Origin of the sequence: Hamadaea sp. NPDC050747, from assembly GCF_040654195.1 — a bacterium.
GTDB lineage: Bacteria > Actinomycetota > Actinomycetes > Mycobacteriales > Micromonosporaceae > Hamadaea.
This window is the reverse complement of sequence record NZ_JBFAHM010000017.1, coordinates 65,924-81,069: the sequence shown is the minus strand read 5'-3', so window position 1 is coordinate 81,069 and position 15,146 is coordinate 65,924. Positions and strand designations below refer to the sequence as shown.

The 15,146-nt window shown below is 72.2% G+C and carries 15 protein-coding genes; 9 read left to right on the top strand and 6 right to left on the bottom strand.

What is annotated here, in order from left to right; all coding sequences use genetic code 11:
* Window positions 1-17: 17 nt before the first annotated feature.
* Window positions 18-614 carry a hypothetical protein gene (locus tag AB0H43_RS33950; protein ID WP_360006224.1) on the bottom strand — a complete coding sequence of 199 codons (597 nt, stop codon included), beginning with the start codon at window positions 612-614 and terminating at the stop codon, window positions 18-20.
* A 92-nt stretch (window positions 615-706) separates the two neighbouring features.
* On the opposite strand from AB0H43_RS33950, the gene AB0H43_RS33945 reads away from it, so the two are divergent.
* Together AB0H43_RS33945 and AB0H43_RS33940 are read left to right on the top strand one after the other, a co-directional pair.
* Window positions 707-1,846: a hypothetical protein gene (locus tag AB0H43_RS33945; RefSeq protein WP_360006222.1), complete on the top strand. Its 1,140-nt coding sequence runs from the start codon at window positions 707-709 to the stop codon at window positions 1,844-1,846.
* A 66-nt stretch (window positions 1,847-1,912) separates the two neighbouring features.
* The gene (locus tag AB0H43_RS33940) at window positions 1,913-2,785 is read left to right on the top strand and encodes an alpha/beta hydrolase (protein ID WP_360006220.1); all 873 of its coding nucleotides are present in this window, start codon (window positions 1,913-1,915) and stop codon (window positions 2,783-2,785) included.
* 4 nt (window positions 2,786-2,789) lie between these two features.
* Here AB0H43_RS33940 and AB0H43_RS33935 read toward each other — a convergent pair whose 3' ends face one another.
* Both AB0H43_RS33935 and AB0H43_RS33930 read right to left on the bottom strand, forming a co-directional pair.
* The gene (locus tag AB0H43_RS33935; RefSeq protein ID WP_360006219.1) at window positions 2,790-3,491 is read right to left on the bottom strand and encodes a dienelactone hydrolase family protein; all 702 of its coding nucleotides are present in this window, start codon (window positions 3,489-3,491) and stop codon (window positions 2,790-2,792) included.
* Window positions 3,491-4,441, bottom strand: a complete 951-nt coding sequence (locus AB0H43_RS33930) for a hypothetical protein (protein WP_360006217.1) — start codon at window positions 4,439-4,441, stop codon at window positions 3,491-3,493. The genes AB0H43_RS33935 and AB0H43_RS33930 overlap by 1 nt, the downstream gene beginning before the upstream one ends.
* 51 nt (window positions 4,442-4,492) lie before the next feature.
* On the opposite strand from AB0H43_RS33930, the gene AB0H43_RS33925 reads away from it, so the two are divergent.
* The 7 genes from AB0H43_RS33925 (at window position 4,493) to AB0H43_RS33895 (ending at window position 12,272) form a co-directional block, all read left to right on the top strand.
* A complete protein-coding gene (locus tag AB0H43_RS33925; RefSeq protein WP_360006215.1) occupies window positions 4,493-5,407 on the top strand; it encodes a GNAT family N-acetyltransferase in 915 nt (304 codons plus the stop codon).
* 106 nt (window positions 5,408-5,513) lie between these two features.
* Entirely contained in the window at window positions 5,514-5,699 is a 186-nt protein-coding gene (locus AB0H43_RS33920; RefSeq protein WP_360006213.1) for a DUF2188 domain-containing protein, read from the top strand.
* 87 nt (window positions 5,700-5,786) lie between these two features.
* The gene (locus tag AB0H43_RS33915) at window positions 5,787-6,719 is read left to right on the top strand and encodes an NAD(P)-dependent oxidoreductase (protein WP_360006212.1); all 933 of its coding nucleotides are present in this window, start codon (window positions 5,787-5,789) and stop codon (window positions 6,717-6,719) included.
* On the top strand, window positions 6,716-7,648 hold the full coding sequence (locus AB0H43_RS33910) for an RNA polymerase sigma-70 factor (protein WP_360006210.1): 933 nt from the start codon (window positions 6,716-6,718) through the stop codon (window positions 7,646-7,648). The genes AB0H43_RS33915 and AB0H43_RS33910 overlap by 4 nt, the downstream gene beginning before the upstream one ends.
* A gap of 41 nt (window positions 7,649-7,689) precedes the next feature.
* Window positions 7,690-10,428 (top strand): AAA family ATPase, encoded by a 2,739-nt coding sequence (locus tag AB0H43_RS33905; protein ID WP_360006208.1) that lies wholly within the window; start codon window positions 7,690-7,692, stop codon window positions 10,426-10,428.
* A 136-nt stretch (window positions 10,429-10,564) separates the two neighbouring features.
* Window positions 10,565-11,827, top strand: coding sequence for a M24 family metallopeptidase (locus AB0H43_RS33900; protein ID WP_360006206.1), 1,263 nt, complete (start codon window positions 10,565-10,567; stop codon window positions 11,825-11,827).
* A gap of 10 nt (window positions 11,828-11,837) precedes the next feature.
* A complete protein-coding gene (locus AB0H43_RS33895; RefSeq protein WP_360006204.1) occupies window positions 11,838-12,272 on the top strand; it encodes an SRPBCC family protein in 435 nt (144 codons plus the stop codon).
* A gap of 31 nt (window positions 12,273-12,303) precedes the next feature.
* On the opposite strand, the gene AB0H43_RS33890 is transcribed toward AB0H43_RS33895, so the two are convergent.
* The 3 genes from AB0H43_RS33890 to alr all read right to left on the bottom strand — a co-directional run bounded on the left by AB0H43_RS33890 (window position 12,304) and on the right by alr (window position 15,080).
* A complete protein-coding gene (locus AB0H43_RS33890) occupies window positions 12,304-12,945 on the bottom strand; it encodes a M15 family metallopeptidase (protein ID WP_360006202.1) in 642 nt (213 codons plus the stop codon).
* Window positions 12,929-13,894 (bottom strand): D-alanine--D-alanine ligase family protein, encoded by a 966-nt coding sequence (locus AB0H43_RS33885; protein ID WP_360006200.1) that lies wholly within the window; start codon window positions 13,892-13,894, stop codon window positions 12,929-12,931. Before AB0H43_RS33885 ends, AB0H43_RS33890 begins: the two co-directional genes overlap by 17 nt.
* Before the next feature lie 70 nt (window positions 13,895-13,964).
* Window positions 13,965-15,080 (bottom strand): alanine racemase, encoded by a 1,116-nt coding sequence (gene alr / locus AB0H43_RS33880; protein WP_360006198.1) that lies wholly within the window; start codon window positions 15,078-15,080, stop codon window positions 13,965-13,967.
* Between the last annotated feature and the right edge of the window lie 66 nt (window positions 15,081-15,146).

Sequence of the window (15,146 nt, the reverse complement as noted above, 5' to 3'; positions counted from 1 at the left end):
TCTCGGGAGTGCTCAGGTCAACCGGCGTTCTCCCGTTGACGCCGGGTCGCCATGATCGCGTCCCAGGCGGGATCGGCGGCGGCCTCGGTCCGGATCTTGAGGAACTCCACCGTCTCCTCCCGCCGCAGCAACATTGCGATCCCGACCAGCAGTCCGAGCATGATCACCTCGGCGCTGTAGAGCACCAGCGACCGGCCCGGAGCAAGCAGGAGATCGTTGACCAGCGCCGCACGGGCCGGATCGGGGTCGGTGAACGCGGTCAGACCGACCGAGGTGTCGCCGAACAGCAGCATGTTCCCGACCAACGCCTCGACCCACAGAATCCACAGGACGACCCGGGTGTAGGGCAGCGCCTTGCCCACCAGTGCTCCCCCGGCGAGGAACAGCGCGGCGGCGAGTCCGGTCCACAGCGAAATCATCGCCGAACTCTCCAGATTGGCCACCGCTTGGTGGACCGCGTCGCTGGCGGCGGGCGCGGCGGCGTACGCGGCCAGCTCGTTCGCGTTAAGCCGGAACACCTGCAGCAGGCCGATGGTCACCTCGGCGGCGCCGACCAGCCCGGCGATCGTCAGCAGGATCGCGAGCCGGTTGACGGATCTTGGGACTGAGCGCATGGCGCGTGAGTGTAATGGGGACGGGCTGCTCCCGTTGCCCGTCGGCGGAGTGGGCGCGCGGCTGGGCGTACCGGGGACCGCATAATCGACGGATGTCTCGGCGACTGCTCGTCTTCCTCACCGTGCTGCTGCTGGCCGGTTGTGCGTACCAGGACATGCCGTCGGCTCCGGAGCCGACCGGACCGGCTCCCGAACCGGTGCCGTCGGGCGTGCTCTACGGGCGGGTGCTGCGGCAGGACGGGCGGGCGGCGACGCGCTCGACGGTTCAGGCGTACCAGGTGTCTGATGAGGACACTGTTCGGACCGGCTTCGCGATGTTCTCGCTCGGCTTGTTCTGCCTCGTGCCCGGTTTCTGCCCCAGCCCGGTGCCGGCGAAGGTCGGCGACGGCGGGCGGTTCGCCTTTCCGGCCGAGAAGATCAAGCCGGTCAAGCACATCACCGTCACGGCTCGGCACGCCGCCGAGGACGGGCAGCTCGCCGGAGCCGAGGTCGCGGTCTCGCTCGAGCACGACCCCGGTACGCAGCAACGCGTACCCGATCTGCGCTACTGGGAGCCGCCGGTCCGGGTCGACGGTTCGGGCGACCGGGTCACGGTCTCCTGGCCGGAGCTGCCCGGCGGCGCGGAGTACGCCCTCTGGACGCTGGCCGAGCGTGGTCAGCCTCAGCCGACCGGGGTGACGACCCGCAGCACTCGGGCGGTGCTCGACCTGCGGCCGTACGAGGATCAGCCGACGGCCGTGATCGTCGTCGCCTCGGCGAAGAACTTCCTCTACCGAGCGGGCAGCGTCGCGTTGCCGGCCGGGAGTGTGCCGCCGTCACGGGGAGCGGGTTGCCTGGTGGGCGACGCCGGCAAGGCGCTGGTGCGGGCGGTCAGCCCCTGCGCGCTGACCGACGGCGATCTGACCACGAACGCGGAAGTCCGGACTCCGTGCCCGGACGCAGCGTCGGCCTGCCCGCAGCCGACCCGGCACCGGATCTGCGTCGACCTGGCGACGGCGCGCAGCGTATCGCTCGTGGTCTATCGCACGCCGTTCCTGAGTGACGGCACGATCGTCGAACTGTCCACCGACGGCAAGCGTTTCCGCAGCGTGGGGCATACTGCCCGGGAGGCGGCGAGCGACGACGTCCAGGTCACCCGGATCTCGCCGCCGATCACCGCCCGGCTGGCGTGCGTACGCAACGACCGGTTCGGCTTCGCCGGTTCCGTGCTCGACGAGATTTCCGTCTGGTGAGCGATGAGTTCCGGCGGCCCGGGTCGTCATAGGGGTGTAGACCTCAGTTTCCCGAAGGAGTCACCGATGACCGCCATCTCGAACAGCACCGCTCAGACCAGCACCGTCGACGCGCCCGGCGCAGTCATCACCTACGACGTCCGCCCGGCCGACGGCACGACCGAGCCCGCGCTGCTGATGATCGGCTCACCGATGGACGCGGGCGGGTTCGCCGAGCTGGCGGCCCGGTTCCCCGACCGCACGGTCGTCACCTACGACCCGCGCGGCACCGGGCGCAGCCCGAAGGCCGAGCCCGCGTCGCCGTCGACGCCCGACCAGCACGCCGACGACATCCGCCGGGTGATCGAGGCGGTCGGCGCGCCGGTCGACATCTTCGCCAGCAGCGGCGGCGCGATCAACGCCCTGGCCCTGGTCGCGCAGCACCCCGGCCTGGTGCGCACGCTCGTCGCGCACGAGCCGCCCACGATGCAGAACCTGCCCGACCGGGAGGTGGCCCTGGCCTCCGCCGAGCGGATGCACGAGGTGTACGCCGAGCGCGGCTTCGGCCCGGCGATGGCGATGTTCATCACGCTGACCAGCCACCGTGGCGAGTACCCGGCGGAGTTCGCCACGATGCCGATCCCGGACCCGGCCGCGTTCGGGCTGCCGGCCGAGGACGACGGCCGCCGCGACGACGCGCTGCTCGGGCAGAACCTGCTGAGCTGCACGCACTACGAGCACGACTTCGACACGTTGAAGGCGTCGGCGACCCGGATCGTGGTCGGCGTCGGGGCGGAGTCGGTGGGCGAGATGGCCCACCGGGGCGGCGAGGCGGTCGCAGCACGGCTCGGCAGCGCTCCGGTCACCTTCCCGAGCCACCACGGTGGCTTCCTCGGCGACAACCCGTGGATGAAGGGCGACCCCGACGGGTTCGCCGCCACGCTGCGCTCGGTGCTGTAGCGCACTACCCGCCCTCGCCCAGGTGGCGGTGGACGAAGGTCCGCCAGTGCTCCACCGCCCCGGGCGGGGTCACGCCGTGCCCGCCGGCGTACGCGATGAGCTGTTTGCCGGGTGCGGCGAACGCGTCGAACAGGGCCAGTTGCCCGGCGCGTGGGAAGAGTTCGTCGTCCTTCTGGGAGTGGAAGAGGACGGGCGCGGTGATCGAGCGCGCTTCCCGGATCGTGCGCTCGGGCGTCGCTAGTCCGGCCGGCATGCCCGGATGGTGCCGCAGCCCGAATTTCCCGAAGACCGCGCAGCGGAGCCGGTCGCCGAGGGCGGCTGCCAGCGGCAGTCCGAAGCGCGTGCCGAGGGACAGGCCGACGTAGCCGATCCGGTCGAGGCCGACCAGCCGCGCTGCGGCCAGCCAGTCCGCCGTCATCCGGTCAAGCACGCCGTCGATCCCCTCGGCGACCATCCGGGCCTGGTACGCGGGCGCGGGGACCGGCATGGGCACCCGTTCACCGTGATACGGCCCGTCGATCGCGGCCGCGGCGAGGCCGTTGGCGGCGAACCAGGTCGCCAGCTCGACGATGCGAGGGCTGCGTTTGTGGCCGCTGCCGCCGTGGCCCAGCAGGACGAGGCCGGCGGGGTCGGGCGGCAGCCACGCGACGCCGGGAACCGGCCCGGTCGCTCCGCTGATCCGGAAGGATCGTTCGACGACACCCATCACACCTGGTCGTGCCAGGCGAGCACCCGCGTCGCCCGGAGCGTGTTCCATCGGCTCGGGCGGCCGTCGCCGTCCTCCAGGTCGAAGAAGACCTTGCCGGGCAGCGTGTGCTCCAGCAGCCAGGTCCCGTCCGGCTGTTGCTTGGACCGCACGAGGTGGATCGCCTCGGCCAGCCGGGGATCGGGCGGGCCGCCCACGGTGCTGAAGTACTCCAGGGCACGCAGCGCGTCGTACTGCCAGCGCAGCGGGAAGGAGAACTGCAGCCAGCTCGGCTCGACGATCTCGCCGGTGCTCCTGCGCCTGAGCAGGGCGCGCTCCAGCAAATACTCCTCGCCCCGGCGGCGTGCTTCGCGGACCTCGGCTGGACCGCCGTTCGCCCGCTCGTACGCCAGCAGGCCCTCGAGGACGTTGATCGTCGAGGGGAACGAGGACCGGACCGAGCCCGTCTCCTCCGCGTAACAGTTCCAGCCGCCGTCGTCGAGCTGGTCCGCCAGCAGCCGATCCACGATGCCGTCGACGGGTTGTCCGAAGTAGACGCCGATGGCGACGGTCCGGCCGTTGATGCAGCAGTCGACCTCACCGGCGAAGAACGGCCGGTCGTCGTAGTCCCAGCGGCTCTTCTCGCGCACCTGCTCGACGGCCCGGCGTACGCGGTCGTCGGCCGGATCGATGCCGAAGTACACCAGCAGTTGCAGCGTGGGCAGCGTGGGTGTCCAGGGTTGTGCCTCGTCCTCGCGATGGTCGGCGGCCCACCACCCGGCCGGGAAGCACGCGCCGCCGTCCCAGTTGCCGTCGTCGCCTTGCAGGGCGAGCAGCCGTGCGCCCCAGCCCTCGTCGGCGATCCGCCGGCGCTCGGCCGCGAGGATCTCCGGCGGCGCGTCGGTGAGGTCGCGCTGGACCTGCCAGCGCAGGGCGGGATCGGAGTCGAGCAGCCAGTCGAGGACGGCCATCGGGCGAGTGTAGCCGCGAAATGCGGTTGCGGCCGCTGATACACCAAGGGCATGGCATTCACCATTCGACCGGCCGGGCCGGGCGACGAACCGGCCTTCGTCGCCATCCAGCGTGACCTGTACGCGTACGCCGTCGTCCACGAAGCGGCCTTCCGCCATCACTGGGCGACGGAACCGGCTCGGGCGCACGCGCTGCGCCTGGTCGCCGAGGAGGACGGCCGCGTCGCGGGGGTCGGCCGGGCCGGGTTGTCGATCTCCAGTTCGCTGCCGGGGGCGAGCCAGCTCGGCCTCCTCGTGCGACCGGACTACCGAGGACGCGGCCTCGGCGGCGAGCTGTTCGACCGGCTCATGGCCCATCTCGGGGAGGTCGGCGGCACCCGCGTCGAGGGCTGGGGCGACGGCGACGAGGCGACTGTTCGGTTCCTCGGGACGCGGGGCTTCGCACAGCGGCACGAACTGCGTTACTCGCACCTCAACCTCGAAGGGCCGCTGCCACCGACACCGGCCACCGGGGAGCACGTGCGGGCCGTGTCGTTCGCCGAGACCACGCCCGAGGAGGTCTTCGCGGTCGACTCGGAGGCGGTGCTGGACGAGCCCGGCGACACGCCCGCCGACGCGATGGACTTCGCCGAGTGGCGGTCGACGATCTGGGACGCGCCCGACACCGACAAGGCGGCGAGCGTCCTGGTGTACGCCGACGGGCAGCCGGCCGCGTACACGCTGGTGGAGACTGACCTCGATCGGCGCATGTGGTCGGGCGGGACCGGGACACGGCGGGCGTTCCGCGGCCGCGGCCTGGCCAAGTACGCCAAGTCGGTGGCGCTGCGCCGGGCGGCCGAGCGCGGCATCACCGACGCGTTCACCACCAACGACGAGGAGAACGGTCCGATGCTCGCGATCAACGAGTGGCTCGGCTACCGGCCCTGTGGCGCACAGTTCTCCTACCTGCGCGCCCTTTCCAGCTGACCCGTGATTGGGCGACCCCGAAATGGGGAAATCCCGGCCAGGCACCCCTCGGGCACACCTCTGTCGCAGCACACTGGACAGACGACAGCGAACGGATGGGCAGCCGATGAGCCATATCGAATACCGTGTGCTCCCCGACGGCGAATGCTGGCAGGTCCGCCGGGACGGCGAGATGGTGTCGCGGCACGAGACCCGGGCGGACGCGGTGGCCGCGGGCCGGCTGGCCGCCCGCGGGGAGAAGCCGAGCCGCCTGCACATCCACGAGTCGCCGCCGGGCAAGGCGCGGAGCTGAATCTCACACCCGGCCTCCGAGCACGTCACAGAACTGCCGCCTGCGTCGTCTGGTGGGGGTAAGCCCCTTCGACGAAAGGCAAGTGACATGCGAGTGTTCGTGGCCGGTGGCAGCGGGGTGCTGGGCCGGCGGCTGGTGCCGCAGCTGGTCGCCCGAGGCCATCAGGTGACCGCCACAACGACGACGGCGGCGAAGCTGGGCCTGCTGACCCAGCTCGGCGCGGAGGGCGTCGTGATGGACGGGCTCGACGCATCCGCGGTCGGCGGCGCGGTCGCGGCGGCCCGGCCGGACGTGATCGTGCATCAGATGACGGCGATCTCCATGACGCACGCCGGGAAGCCGGACATCAAGCACCCGGATCGCTGGTTCGCGCAGACGAACCGGCTGCGTACCGAGGGAACCGATCATCTGCTGGCGGCGGCGGAGACGACCGGGGTGCCGCACTTCGTGGCACAGGCGTACGCGAGCTGGAACGGCATCCGGCAGGGCGGCTGGGTGAAGACCGAGGAGGATCCGCTGGACCTGCTCCCCGGTACGGCGGCCCACGCGGGCCTGCTCGCAATGCGGCACGTCGAGGAGTCCGTCGTCCAAGTGGGCGGCGCGGTGCTGCGCTATGGCGCGTTCTACGGCCCGGGCGCGATCGACGATCAGGTCGAGCTGGTCCGCAAACGCCAGTATCCGCTGGTGGGCGCGGCCAACGGCTACAGCTCCTGGGTGCACCTCGACGACGCGGCGAGCGCCACGGTGCTGGCGGTCGAACAGAAGGCCCGCGGTGTCTTCAACATCGTCGACGACGAACCCGCGCCCGCCAACGAATGGCTGCCGTTCCTGGCCGAGTGCGCCGGGGCGAAGCGGCCGATGCGCGTACCGCGGTGGTTGGCGCGCCTGCTGGCCGGGGATCAGGCGGTGATCATGATGACCGAGGGGCGCGGCTTCAGCAACGCCAAGGCCAAGCGCGAACTGGGCTGGACGTTGCGCTATCCGTCGTGGCGGCAGGGCTTCCGGGCGGAGCTGGCATGAACCCCGAGGTGAGCCGGGCCGCCGAGTTCGAGGAGCTGCGGCCGCTGCTGTTCGCGATCGCGTACCGGATTCTCGGGAGCGTCAGCGAGGCGGAGGACGCCGTGCAGGAGACGTGGCTGCGCTACGAGGGCTCGGCTACGCAGCCGAAGTCGGCCAAGGCGTTCCTGTCGGCCGTCGTCACCCGCGTCTCCATCGACGTGCTGCGGTCGGCCCGCGTACGCCGGGAGCAGTATGTCGGGCCGTGGTTCCCCGAGCCGCTGGTCGACGACCCGTACGAGGATCCGGAGCGGTCGGCGGAGCTGGCCGATTCGGTGTCGATGGCCGCGTTGCTGCTCCTGGAGCGGCTGAGCCCGCTCGAACGGGCGGTGTTCGTCCTGCGGGAGGTGTTCGGGTTCGGCTTCGCCGAGGTCTCGTCGGCGGTCGGGCGGCCCGAGGCGGCCTGCCGCCAGCTCGCCGTGCGCGCCCGCCGCCACATGGAGGCCGGGCGGCCCCGGTTCGCGACCGATCGCCGGGAGCGCGACGAGCTGGCCGGCCGGTTCTTCGACGCCTTCCGGGAAGGCGACGTGGCCGGGCTCATGGAGCTGCTCGCCGCCGACGTGCACATGGTCGGCGACGGCGGTGGCAAGGCGCCGCAGTTCGGCACCGGCGCCTTCGGCGCGGCCAACGTGGCCGCGTTGCTGGCCTTCGTCGTGCCGAGGTTCGCCGAGATCGGCGGCCGCGTGGAGCCGCACGAGGTGAACGGCCAGCCGGGCGCCATCCTGCGCGACGGCGACGGCAAGGTGCTCAACATCCTGTCGCTCGACATCCTCGACGGGCGTATCCAGACGATCCGGTCCGTGATCAACCCGGACAAGCTCGGCCACCTCGGCCCGGTCGCCGACGCGTGGGCGATCGCGGCGGCAGCCGACGCCCGGCGGCCACCGCCGTGACGACCGGAACGGCGATGATCATCGACGGCTAGGCTGGCCCGGTGCACGGACGCGAAGAGGAGCGTGCCCGACTGCGCGCGCTGCTGGAAGAGGCTCGCGCGGGTCGGGCGGCGGCCCTGGTGATACGCGGAGCGCCGGGCATCGGCAAGACGGCATTGCTCGACGACCTGGCCGATCACCTTTCGCCGCCCGTCGGCGCGTCCACCGGCGACGAAGCGGCCGTTCTGCGGGTCACCGGCGTCGAGACCGAGGCGGAGCTGCCGTACGCCGCGTTGCATCTGCTGCTGCGTCCGGTGGTCGACCGGGTCGGCGCCCTTCCGGAGGCGCAACGGGCGGCGGTACGCGGCGCGCTCGGGCTCTCCGGCGACGACGTCAACCGATTCCAGGTCGGCCTCGGCGTACTGACCCTGCTGGCCGACCTGTCCGGCGACCGGCCGCTGCTCTGCCTCGTGGACGACGCGCAGTGGCTCGACCGGGAGTCGGCCGACGCACTGCTGTTCGCCGTACGCCGTCTACACGCGGAATCGGTGGCGGTGGTGTTCGCCGCCCGCGACGACGGAGGTTTCGCCGAGACACCCGGGTTGCCCGAACTCCACGTCACCGGACTTCCGGCCGACGCCGCCGAGCGGCTGCTCGCCGAGCACAGCGCCGACCTGGCGATGGGCGTACGAGATCAAATGCTGCGGGAGGCGGAGGGCAACCCGCTGGCGCTGCTGGAGTTGCCGCGGTCGTTGACGCCGGAGCAGCGTGCCGGCGGGTTCGCCCCGTTGACCCCCGCGTTCGTGGAGCCGGGCACGCTGCCGAGCCGGGTGTTGCGCGGCTTCCGGGACCGGATCGCGCTCCTGCCGCCGACGGCACGACGGTGCCTGCTGGTGACGGCTCTGGCAGGAGACGGTGACCGGGACGCGATCCTGGCCGCCGCCGAGTCCGCCGGCGGAACTCTCGACGACTTCGCGATCCTGGAGCGGGCACGTCTGCTCCGCTCCGATGGTTCGTGGATCATCCTGTGGCATCCCCTGATCCGGGTCGCCGCGCAGGTGGACGCGGACATCAAGGAGCGGGTTGACGCCCATCGGGCACTCGCCGAGGCGGCCGGCGGCGACCGGGGTCTGCTGCACCGGGCCGCAGCCACCACGGGTGTGGACGACGAGCTGGCCCAGGCGCTGGACGAGGTCGGTGAGCGGGCCGACGCGCGGGCCGCGCTGTCGATCGCCTCGTCCACCGCGGAACGGGCCGCCGCACTGTCCGGCTCGCCCGCCGATCGGTACCGCCGTCTGGCTTTCGCCGCGACCACCGCCTTGGAAGCGGGCCAGCTCGAACGAGCCGAGCAGCTGGCCCGGCGAGCCGGGCGCCGCGAGGACGACCCGGCGTCGACTCGGCGGCTCGCCGGAGTCCGGGCACTGCTGGAGTTCGAACGCGGCGTCCCGGTCGCGGCGGCACGCATCCTGGTCGACGAGGCTGTCCCGGCCGCCGCCGGAATGGCGGGATTCCGGGCCTCCGTGGTCGCCCGCGCCGCCGTGTACGCCTGGAGCGGCGCGAACGACACCGAACAGCACGACGTCCTCGATCGCCTTCTCGGCGCGGCGACCGGGCCGCTGACCGGACTGGTCGCCGGCCTCGCCAAGGCGGCCGCCGGGCGGCCGGCCGAGGCTGTCGCCGAGCTGACCGCGTACGTCGACGCGGCGGAGGATCCGCGGCTGCCGGTGCCTCAGCGGCTGGCCGCAGCCCACGCCGGCCTCCTGATCGGTGACCATCGACGGGTCCGGGATCTGGCCGTCGGGATCATCGCCGACTGCTATCAGGAGGGCCGCGCAACCCTCCTCCCTCAGCCCCTGGGTCTGCTCGCCGTCACCCAGCTGCTGCTGGGCGAGCCTGAAGAGGCGCTCGCCGCCCGGGAGGAGGCGGTCCGCACGGCGGCGGACACCGGACAGCGGCACCGGTTGAGTCACCTGACCGGCCTGACCGCCTGGGCGCACGCCGTACGCGGGGAGCAGGAACCGGCGCAGGCGGCTGCCCGGCAGGCGCTGGTCGTCGCCGGTCAGCGCGGTTGGACGGCCGGGATCGGCTGGGCCGCCCACGCCTTGACGTTGCTCGACCTACAGGACGGCCGGTACGACACCGCCCTGGATCGGCTGAACGACGCCGCCGCGGGCTCGGCCCGCCACAGCGTCAGCGTTCAACTGCATACGCTGCCCGACCGGGTCGAAGTGGCGACCCGGCTCGGCCGGAACGCCGACGCCGCCGATGCGACCGCCCGGTTCACCGCCTGGGCCGAGGCGACCGGGCGACCCTGGGCGCTCGCGGTCGCCGCCCGCTGCTCGGCGCTGCTCGCCGAGGACGCCGAACCGCTCTACCACCAGGCGTTGACCCTGCACGCGGCGGAAGATCATCCCTTCGAACATGGGCGTACGCGGCTGTTGTTCGGCGAATGGCTGCGGCGTCGGCAGCGACGGGCCGAGGCGGCGGCGCAGCTGACCGCCGCCCGGGAGGCTTTCGGGCGGCTGGCGGCCTCCGGCTGGCAGCGCCGGGTGGACGACGAGCTGCGCGCCGCCGGGTACGCCGAACATGCGCCGGCCGCGGCCGAGCCGCTGGCGACGTTGACCCCGCAGGAACGGCAGGTCGTCCGGCTGGCCGCGGCCGGGCTGTCCAATCGCGACATCGCCGCGCGGCTCTTCCTCAGTCCGCGTACGGTCGGCTACCACCTGTACAAGGCGTACCCGAAGCTGGGTATCGCCTCGCGCGCCGACCTTGCGAATGTTCTGAACGAGACCGAACACTGAACGCGACCGGGGTACCGAACCAGACCGAGTACTGAACCAGACCGGGCCGATGACCTAAGCGGGCTCGCCGATAGCCGCGCAGAACCCGGTAGGGCGACAGACGCCCTGGTGAGGCTGGTCTTCGTAGCGTGGGCGCATGATCAGTTCCGCACCGCACGTACCGCGCTACAGTCTCGCCGAGCGGGATCGCCGCTGGAGTCTGGCCCGCGACATCATGGCCGCCGAAGGTCTCGACGCGCTCGTGGCGTACGGCGAGCACGAGTGCGCCGACCTCGCACCGTTCGCCCCGGACGCGTACTTCACCAACGACCGGCCCGGCTCCGTCGTCGTCTTCTGCCGGGACGCCGACCCGATCCAGCTCACCTGGTCGAACCTGCCGATCACCGATCACATCGAGGCCACCCGGCGCGGCGACGACCTCTGGATCGCCCCGCGCGACATCCGGGTCGCGAAGAACGCCGCCGGAATCGTGGAGGTGCTCCGCGAACACCGGTTGGAGTCGGGCACCGTCGGTGTCCTCGGGCTCGACCCCTATCCCCCGTTCCACATCAACCCGATCCTGCCGTACCGCATGTGGACGGAGGTGCTGTCCGAGCTGCCGGAGGCCACGTTCGTGCCGGTCGGCCTCGGCTATCTGTTCGCCACGGTGTGCCAGTCCGACGAAGAACTCGCGGTGATCCGCTACTCCGCGGCGGCCGGCGACGCGATGGCCGAGGCGATGCGGGCCGCGGCCGGTCCCGGCGTCAGCGAGGCCGAGGTCTACGCGGCGGGCATGGCCGCGGCGTACCGGCTGGGCGTGGCCGCTCCGGGGATGCTGCTGTCGACCGGTCCCGGTTTCGTCTCCTGGGGCCCGCCGGTCTGGTCCTACCGGCCGCAGCCACCCCGCGTCCTCGCCGCCGGCGACGTGATCATGGCCGAGGTGTTCTGCCGGTTCGGCATGAAGGAGACCCAGCACCAGGTGGCGATCGCGATCGGCGAACCGCACCCGGACGTGCGGGCCGCCGCCGAGGTCGCGCGGGCAAGCTACGAGGCCGGCCTCGCGGTCGCCCGGCCCGGCAACACCTTCGGCGACGTCGTCGAGGCGATGCAGGTCCCCCTGCGCGAGGCGGACGCCTGGAACGTGCACCCGCTGATCCACTCGCTCAACCCGATGGGCCCGGTGTGCGGATTCGGCTCGGGGCTGCGCCGCGTGCCCGAGGCCCGCGCCTACGGCCGGCTCTTCGACGTCCCCACCATGGGCGGCGAGCTGCCGCTCGCCCCGGGCATGACCTTCGCGTTCGAGCCCAACGCCGTCGTCGGCGGGCGGCTGGCGAACCTCGGGGGCACGGTCGTCATCGGCGACGACGGCGCCGTCGAACTCAATCCCCTCACCGCTCAGATGTTGTACGCGACCAAGTAGGAGCCTGCACATGATCGTCGTCGAGCACGAGACCACCTACCCCAGCACCCCGGCGGCGGTGGTCGCCGCCCTCACCGACCTCACCGGCTACCCGGCCTGGCAGCCCGACGTTCTCGAGGTGTCCCAGGTGGACACCGCGCCCGTCGCGGTCGGCACCCGGCTGGTCCAGACCCGCAAGGTCATGGGCCGCCGCACCGAGGTCGCCCTGACCGTCACCGAGTACGAGCCCGGCGAGCAGATCACGCTGCGGACCGAGCCCGGCGCCAAACCGGCCGTGAGCCAGGCGTACACCGTCCACCCGGACGGGACGCAGGGCAGCCGGGTGGTGTTCCGGCTGGACCTCGACGGGGTGCCCAAGCTGGCCGAGCACCTGGTCCGGGCCCAGCTCGGCAAGCAGGTCCCGGACATGTTCCAGCGACTCGGCGCGCTGCTGGAACACGGCTGACCCCAGGGCGGCCGGGCGGACGGCGGCCCGATCAGAGTTCGGTCGGGCCGTAACAGGTGCGGCTTGCGCCCGCCTGGAGCGCCCAATACCGGTCGCCGAACGACCAGTGCCACCACTCGGTCGGATAGTTGATCATCCCGGCGCTGGTCAACGCCGCGCCGAGCGCCGATCGCGCTCGCCGGGCCGCCTCCGGGATGTCGGGCGCGGCGGTGAAGCACCGGTCGGCGCTCTCCAGCGGCGTGGCGTTGATCGGCGTACCGAGGTCCAGTTCGGCTCCGTCCTCGGTGCACAGGGTCAGGTCGACGGTGCCGCCGGTGCTGTGCGGGGCGACCTCGGGCGGCGAGATGTACTTGCTCGCCTCGACGTGCAGGCGCTCGCCGTCCCACGCCGGGTACGCCGACCGCAGCCGGTCACGGTACTCGGCGAAGTAGGACGCCTGCAGCGACAGCGGCCGGTAGCCCTCGACGATCAGCAACCGCAGGCCGTCCGGCAGCCGGCGTTGCGCGCTGAGAAGGCGGTCGACGACGCCTTCGCGCAGGTGGGCGTAGGCCCCATCGGCGTCGGCCAGGCGGCCGTCGACCCGCAGACCGTCCACCGTACGCACGTCGACCAGCGGTTCGCCGTTGTCGGCGACGGGCAGCTCGGCGATCCGGCGGTCAGACAAGAGAATCACGGGACGCCCCCAATGCGGTACCGATGATGATGTCGAGCAACTGCGGAAACGGGATGCCCGCGGCCGCCCAGATCTGCGGGAATTGGGAGGCGGCGGTGAAGCCCGGGAACGTGTTGACCTCGTTGAGGACGGGCTCGCCGGACGGCGGGAGGAAGAAGTCGACCCGCAGCAGACCCCGGCAGTCCAACGCGCGGAACGCCCGGATCGCCGTGTCCTGCAGCAGCGCCGTGGTCGCGGGGTCGAGCCGGGCGGGGATGTCGAAGGTCGCGCCGGCGGCGTACTTGGCCGAGTAGTCGAAGAACCCGTCGCCGGTCACCCGGATCTCCAGCGGCGGTCCCGCCTCGATCCGGCCGTCGGGGAACTCCAGCACCGCGACGTCGATCTCCCGCCCGGCGATCTCGGGTTCGACGAGAACCTTGTCGTCGCTGGCGAAGGCCAGGTCGACGGCGGCGGCCAGGTCCTCGGCCCGGGTGACCCGGGAGACGCCGAGGCTGGAGCCCGCGCGGGCGGGTTTGACGAACACCGGCAGCCGGAACTCGGGCAGCACCGAACCACGCCGCAGCACGACGCCGGGCGCGACCCGCAAGCCGTCCGCGGCGAGCAGTTTCTTGGTGAACTCCTTGTCCATCCCGGCCGCGCTGGCGAGCACCCCGTTGCCCACGTACGTGACCCCGAGATGCTCCAGCATGGCCTGGACGGTCCCGTCCTCGCCGTAGGGGCCGTGCATCGCGGGCAGCACGACCGTCTGCTCCGCCAGTACGCCCAGCGCCTGACCGAACGAGGTCGGCGTCCCGTCGACGGACCAGACGCCGTCGCGCCCGATGACCACATCGGTCACCGTGTATCGCTCCTGGTCCAGGTGGGCGATGATGCTGCGGGCGGAGTTCCGGGAGACCTCGTGCTCGCCGCTGCGCCCACCGGACAACACCCCTACCTTCAGGCTGCTCATGCGATCACCGTCCTGCGGCCGGCGACCGCATGAGCGAAACTGCGCCTACCAATGACCAGCCTGCGGCTGCTCATGCGATCACCCACTGACGTTCGGCCCGCGCGCCCGCGCCGGTCAAGATCTCGTGCGGATTCGTTCCGGCCCAGGTCGCCCAGTCGGCGGCGGTCGGCTCTCCGGCGTCGCCGGGCCCGAAGACGGTCACCGGATCGCCGATCGCCACCGGCAGCCCCCCGGCGTCGACGACGCATTGGTCCATCGTGATGCGGCCGACGATCGGGCAGCGCTGCCCGGCCAGCCACACGTGCGCCCGGCCCTCGGCCGTGCGGGGCAGGCCGTCGGCGTACCCGACGGGCAGCAGCGCCAGCGTGCTCGGCCGCCGGACGGTGTATTCGTGCCGGTAGGAGACGCCGGTTCCGGCGGGTGCCCGTTTGACGTTGATCACACTCGTGGTGAGCGTCATGGCCGGGCGCAGGCCGTGCCGCCGGCCGCTGACGGGCTCGATCCCGTAGAGGGCCAGCCCGACGCGGCACAGATCGAAGTGGGTGTCGGGGCGGGTCAGGGTGGCCGCCGAGTTCGCCACATGGCGCAGCTCCGGGCGCAGGCCCGCGGCGTGCACGGCGGCGACGGCGTCGCGGAACGCCGCGAGCTGCAGGTCGGTCGTCCGGTCGCCGGGCACGTCGGCCGCGGCCAGGTGCGACCACACGCCGGTCACGGTCAGCCACCCCTCGGCCGCGAGTTTCGCGGCCCACGCCACCAGGTCCGGCCAGTCGTCCGCGGACGCGCCGTTGCGTGTCAGGCCCGTGTCGGCTTTCAGGTGTACGCGCGCCGACCGACCCGCGGCCTCCGCGGCGACGGCGATCCGGCGCAGATGGGCCACCGTGGAAACGCCCAGATCCACTTCCCGGCGGATCAACGGCTCGAAATCGGTCTCGATCGGGTGCAGCCAACTGAGGACTGGGGCGTCGACCCCCGCCTGGCGCAGCCGCAACGCCTCGGCGGCGGAGGTCACCCCGAGCCAGGTCGCCCCGGCGTCCAGCGCCGCCCGGGCCACCGGAACCGCGCCGTGGCCGAACCCGTCCGCCTTCACGACCGCCATCACCGCGGCTCGCGTACCAGCTGAGACCGCGCGGACGTTGGCCCGCACGGCCGTGAGGTCGACCACGAGCCGGGCCGTCTGTTCGATCATGGGGTGAGTTCACCAGGCCGGGTGTGAATCGGCCGCGAGCAAAAGTCCTCACGCTGGGCTAACACG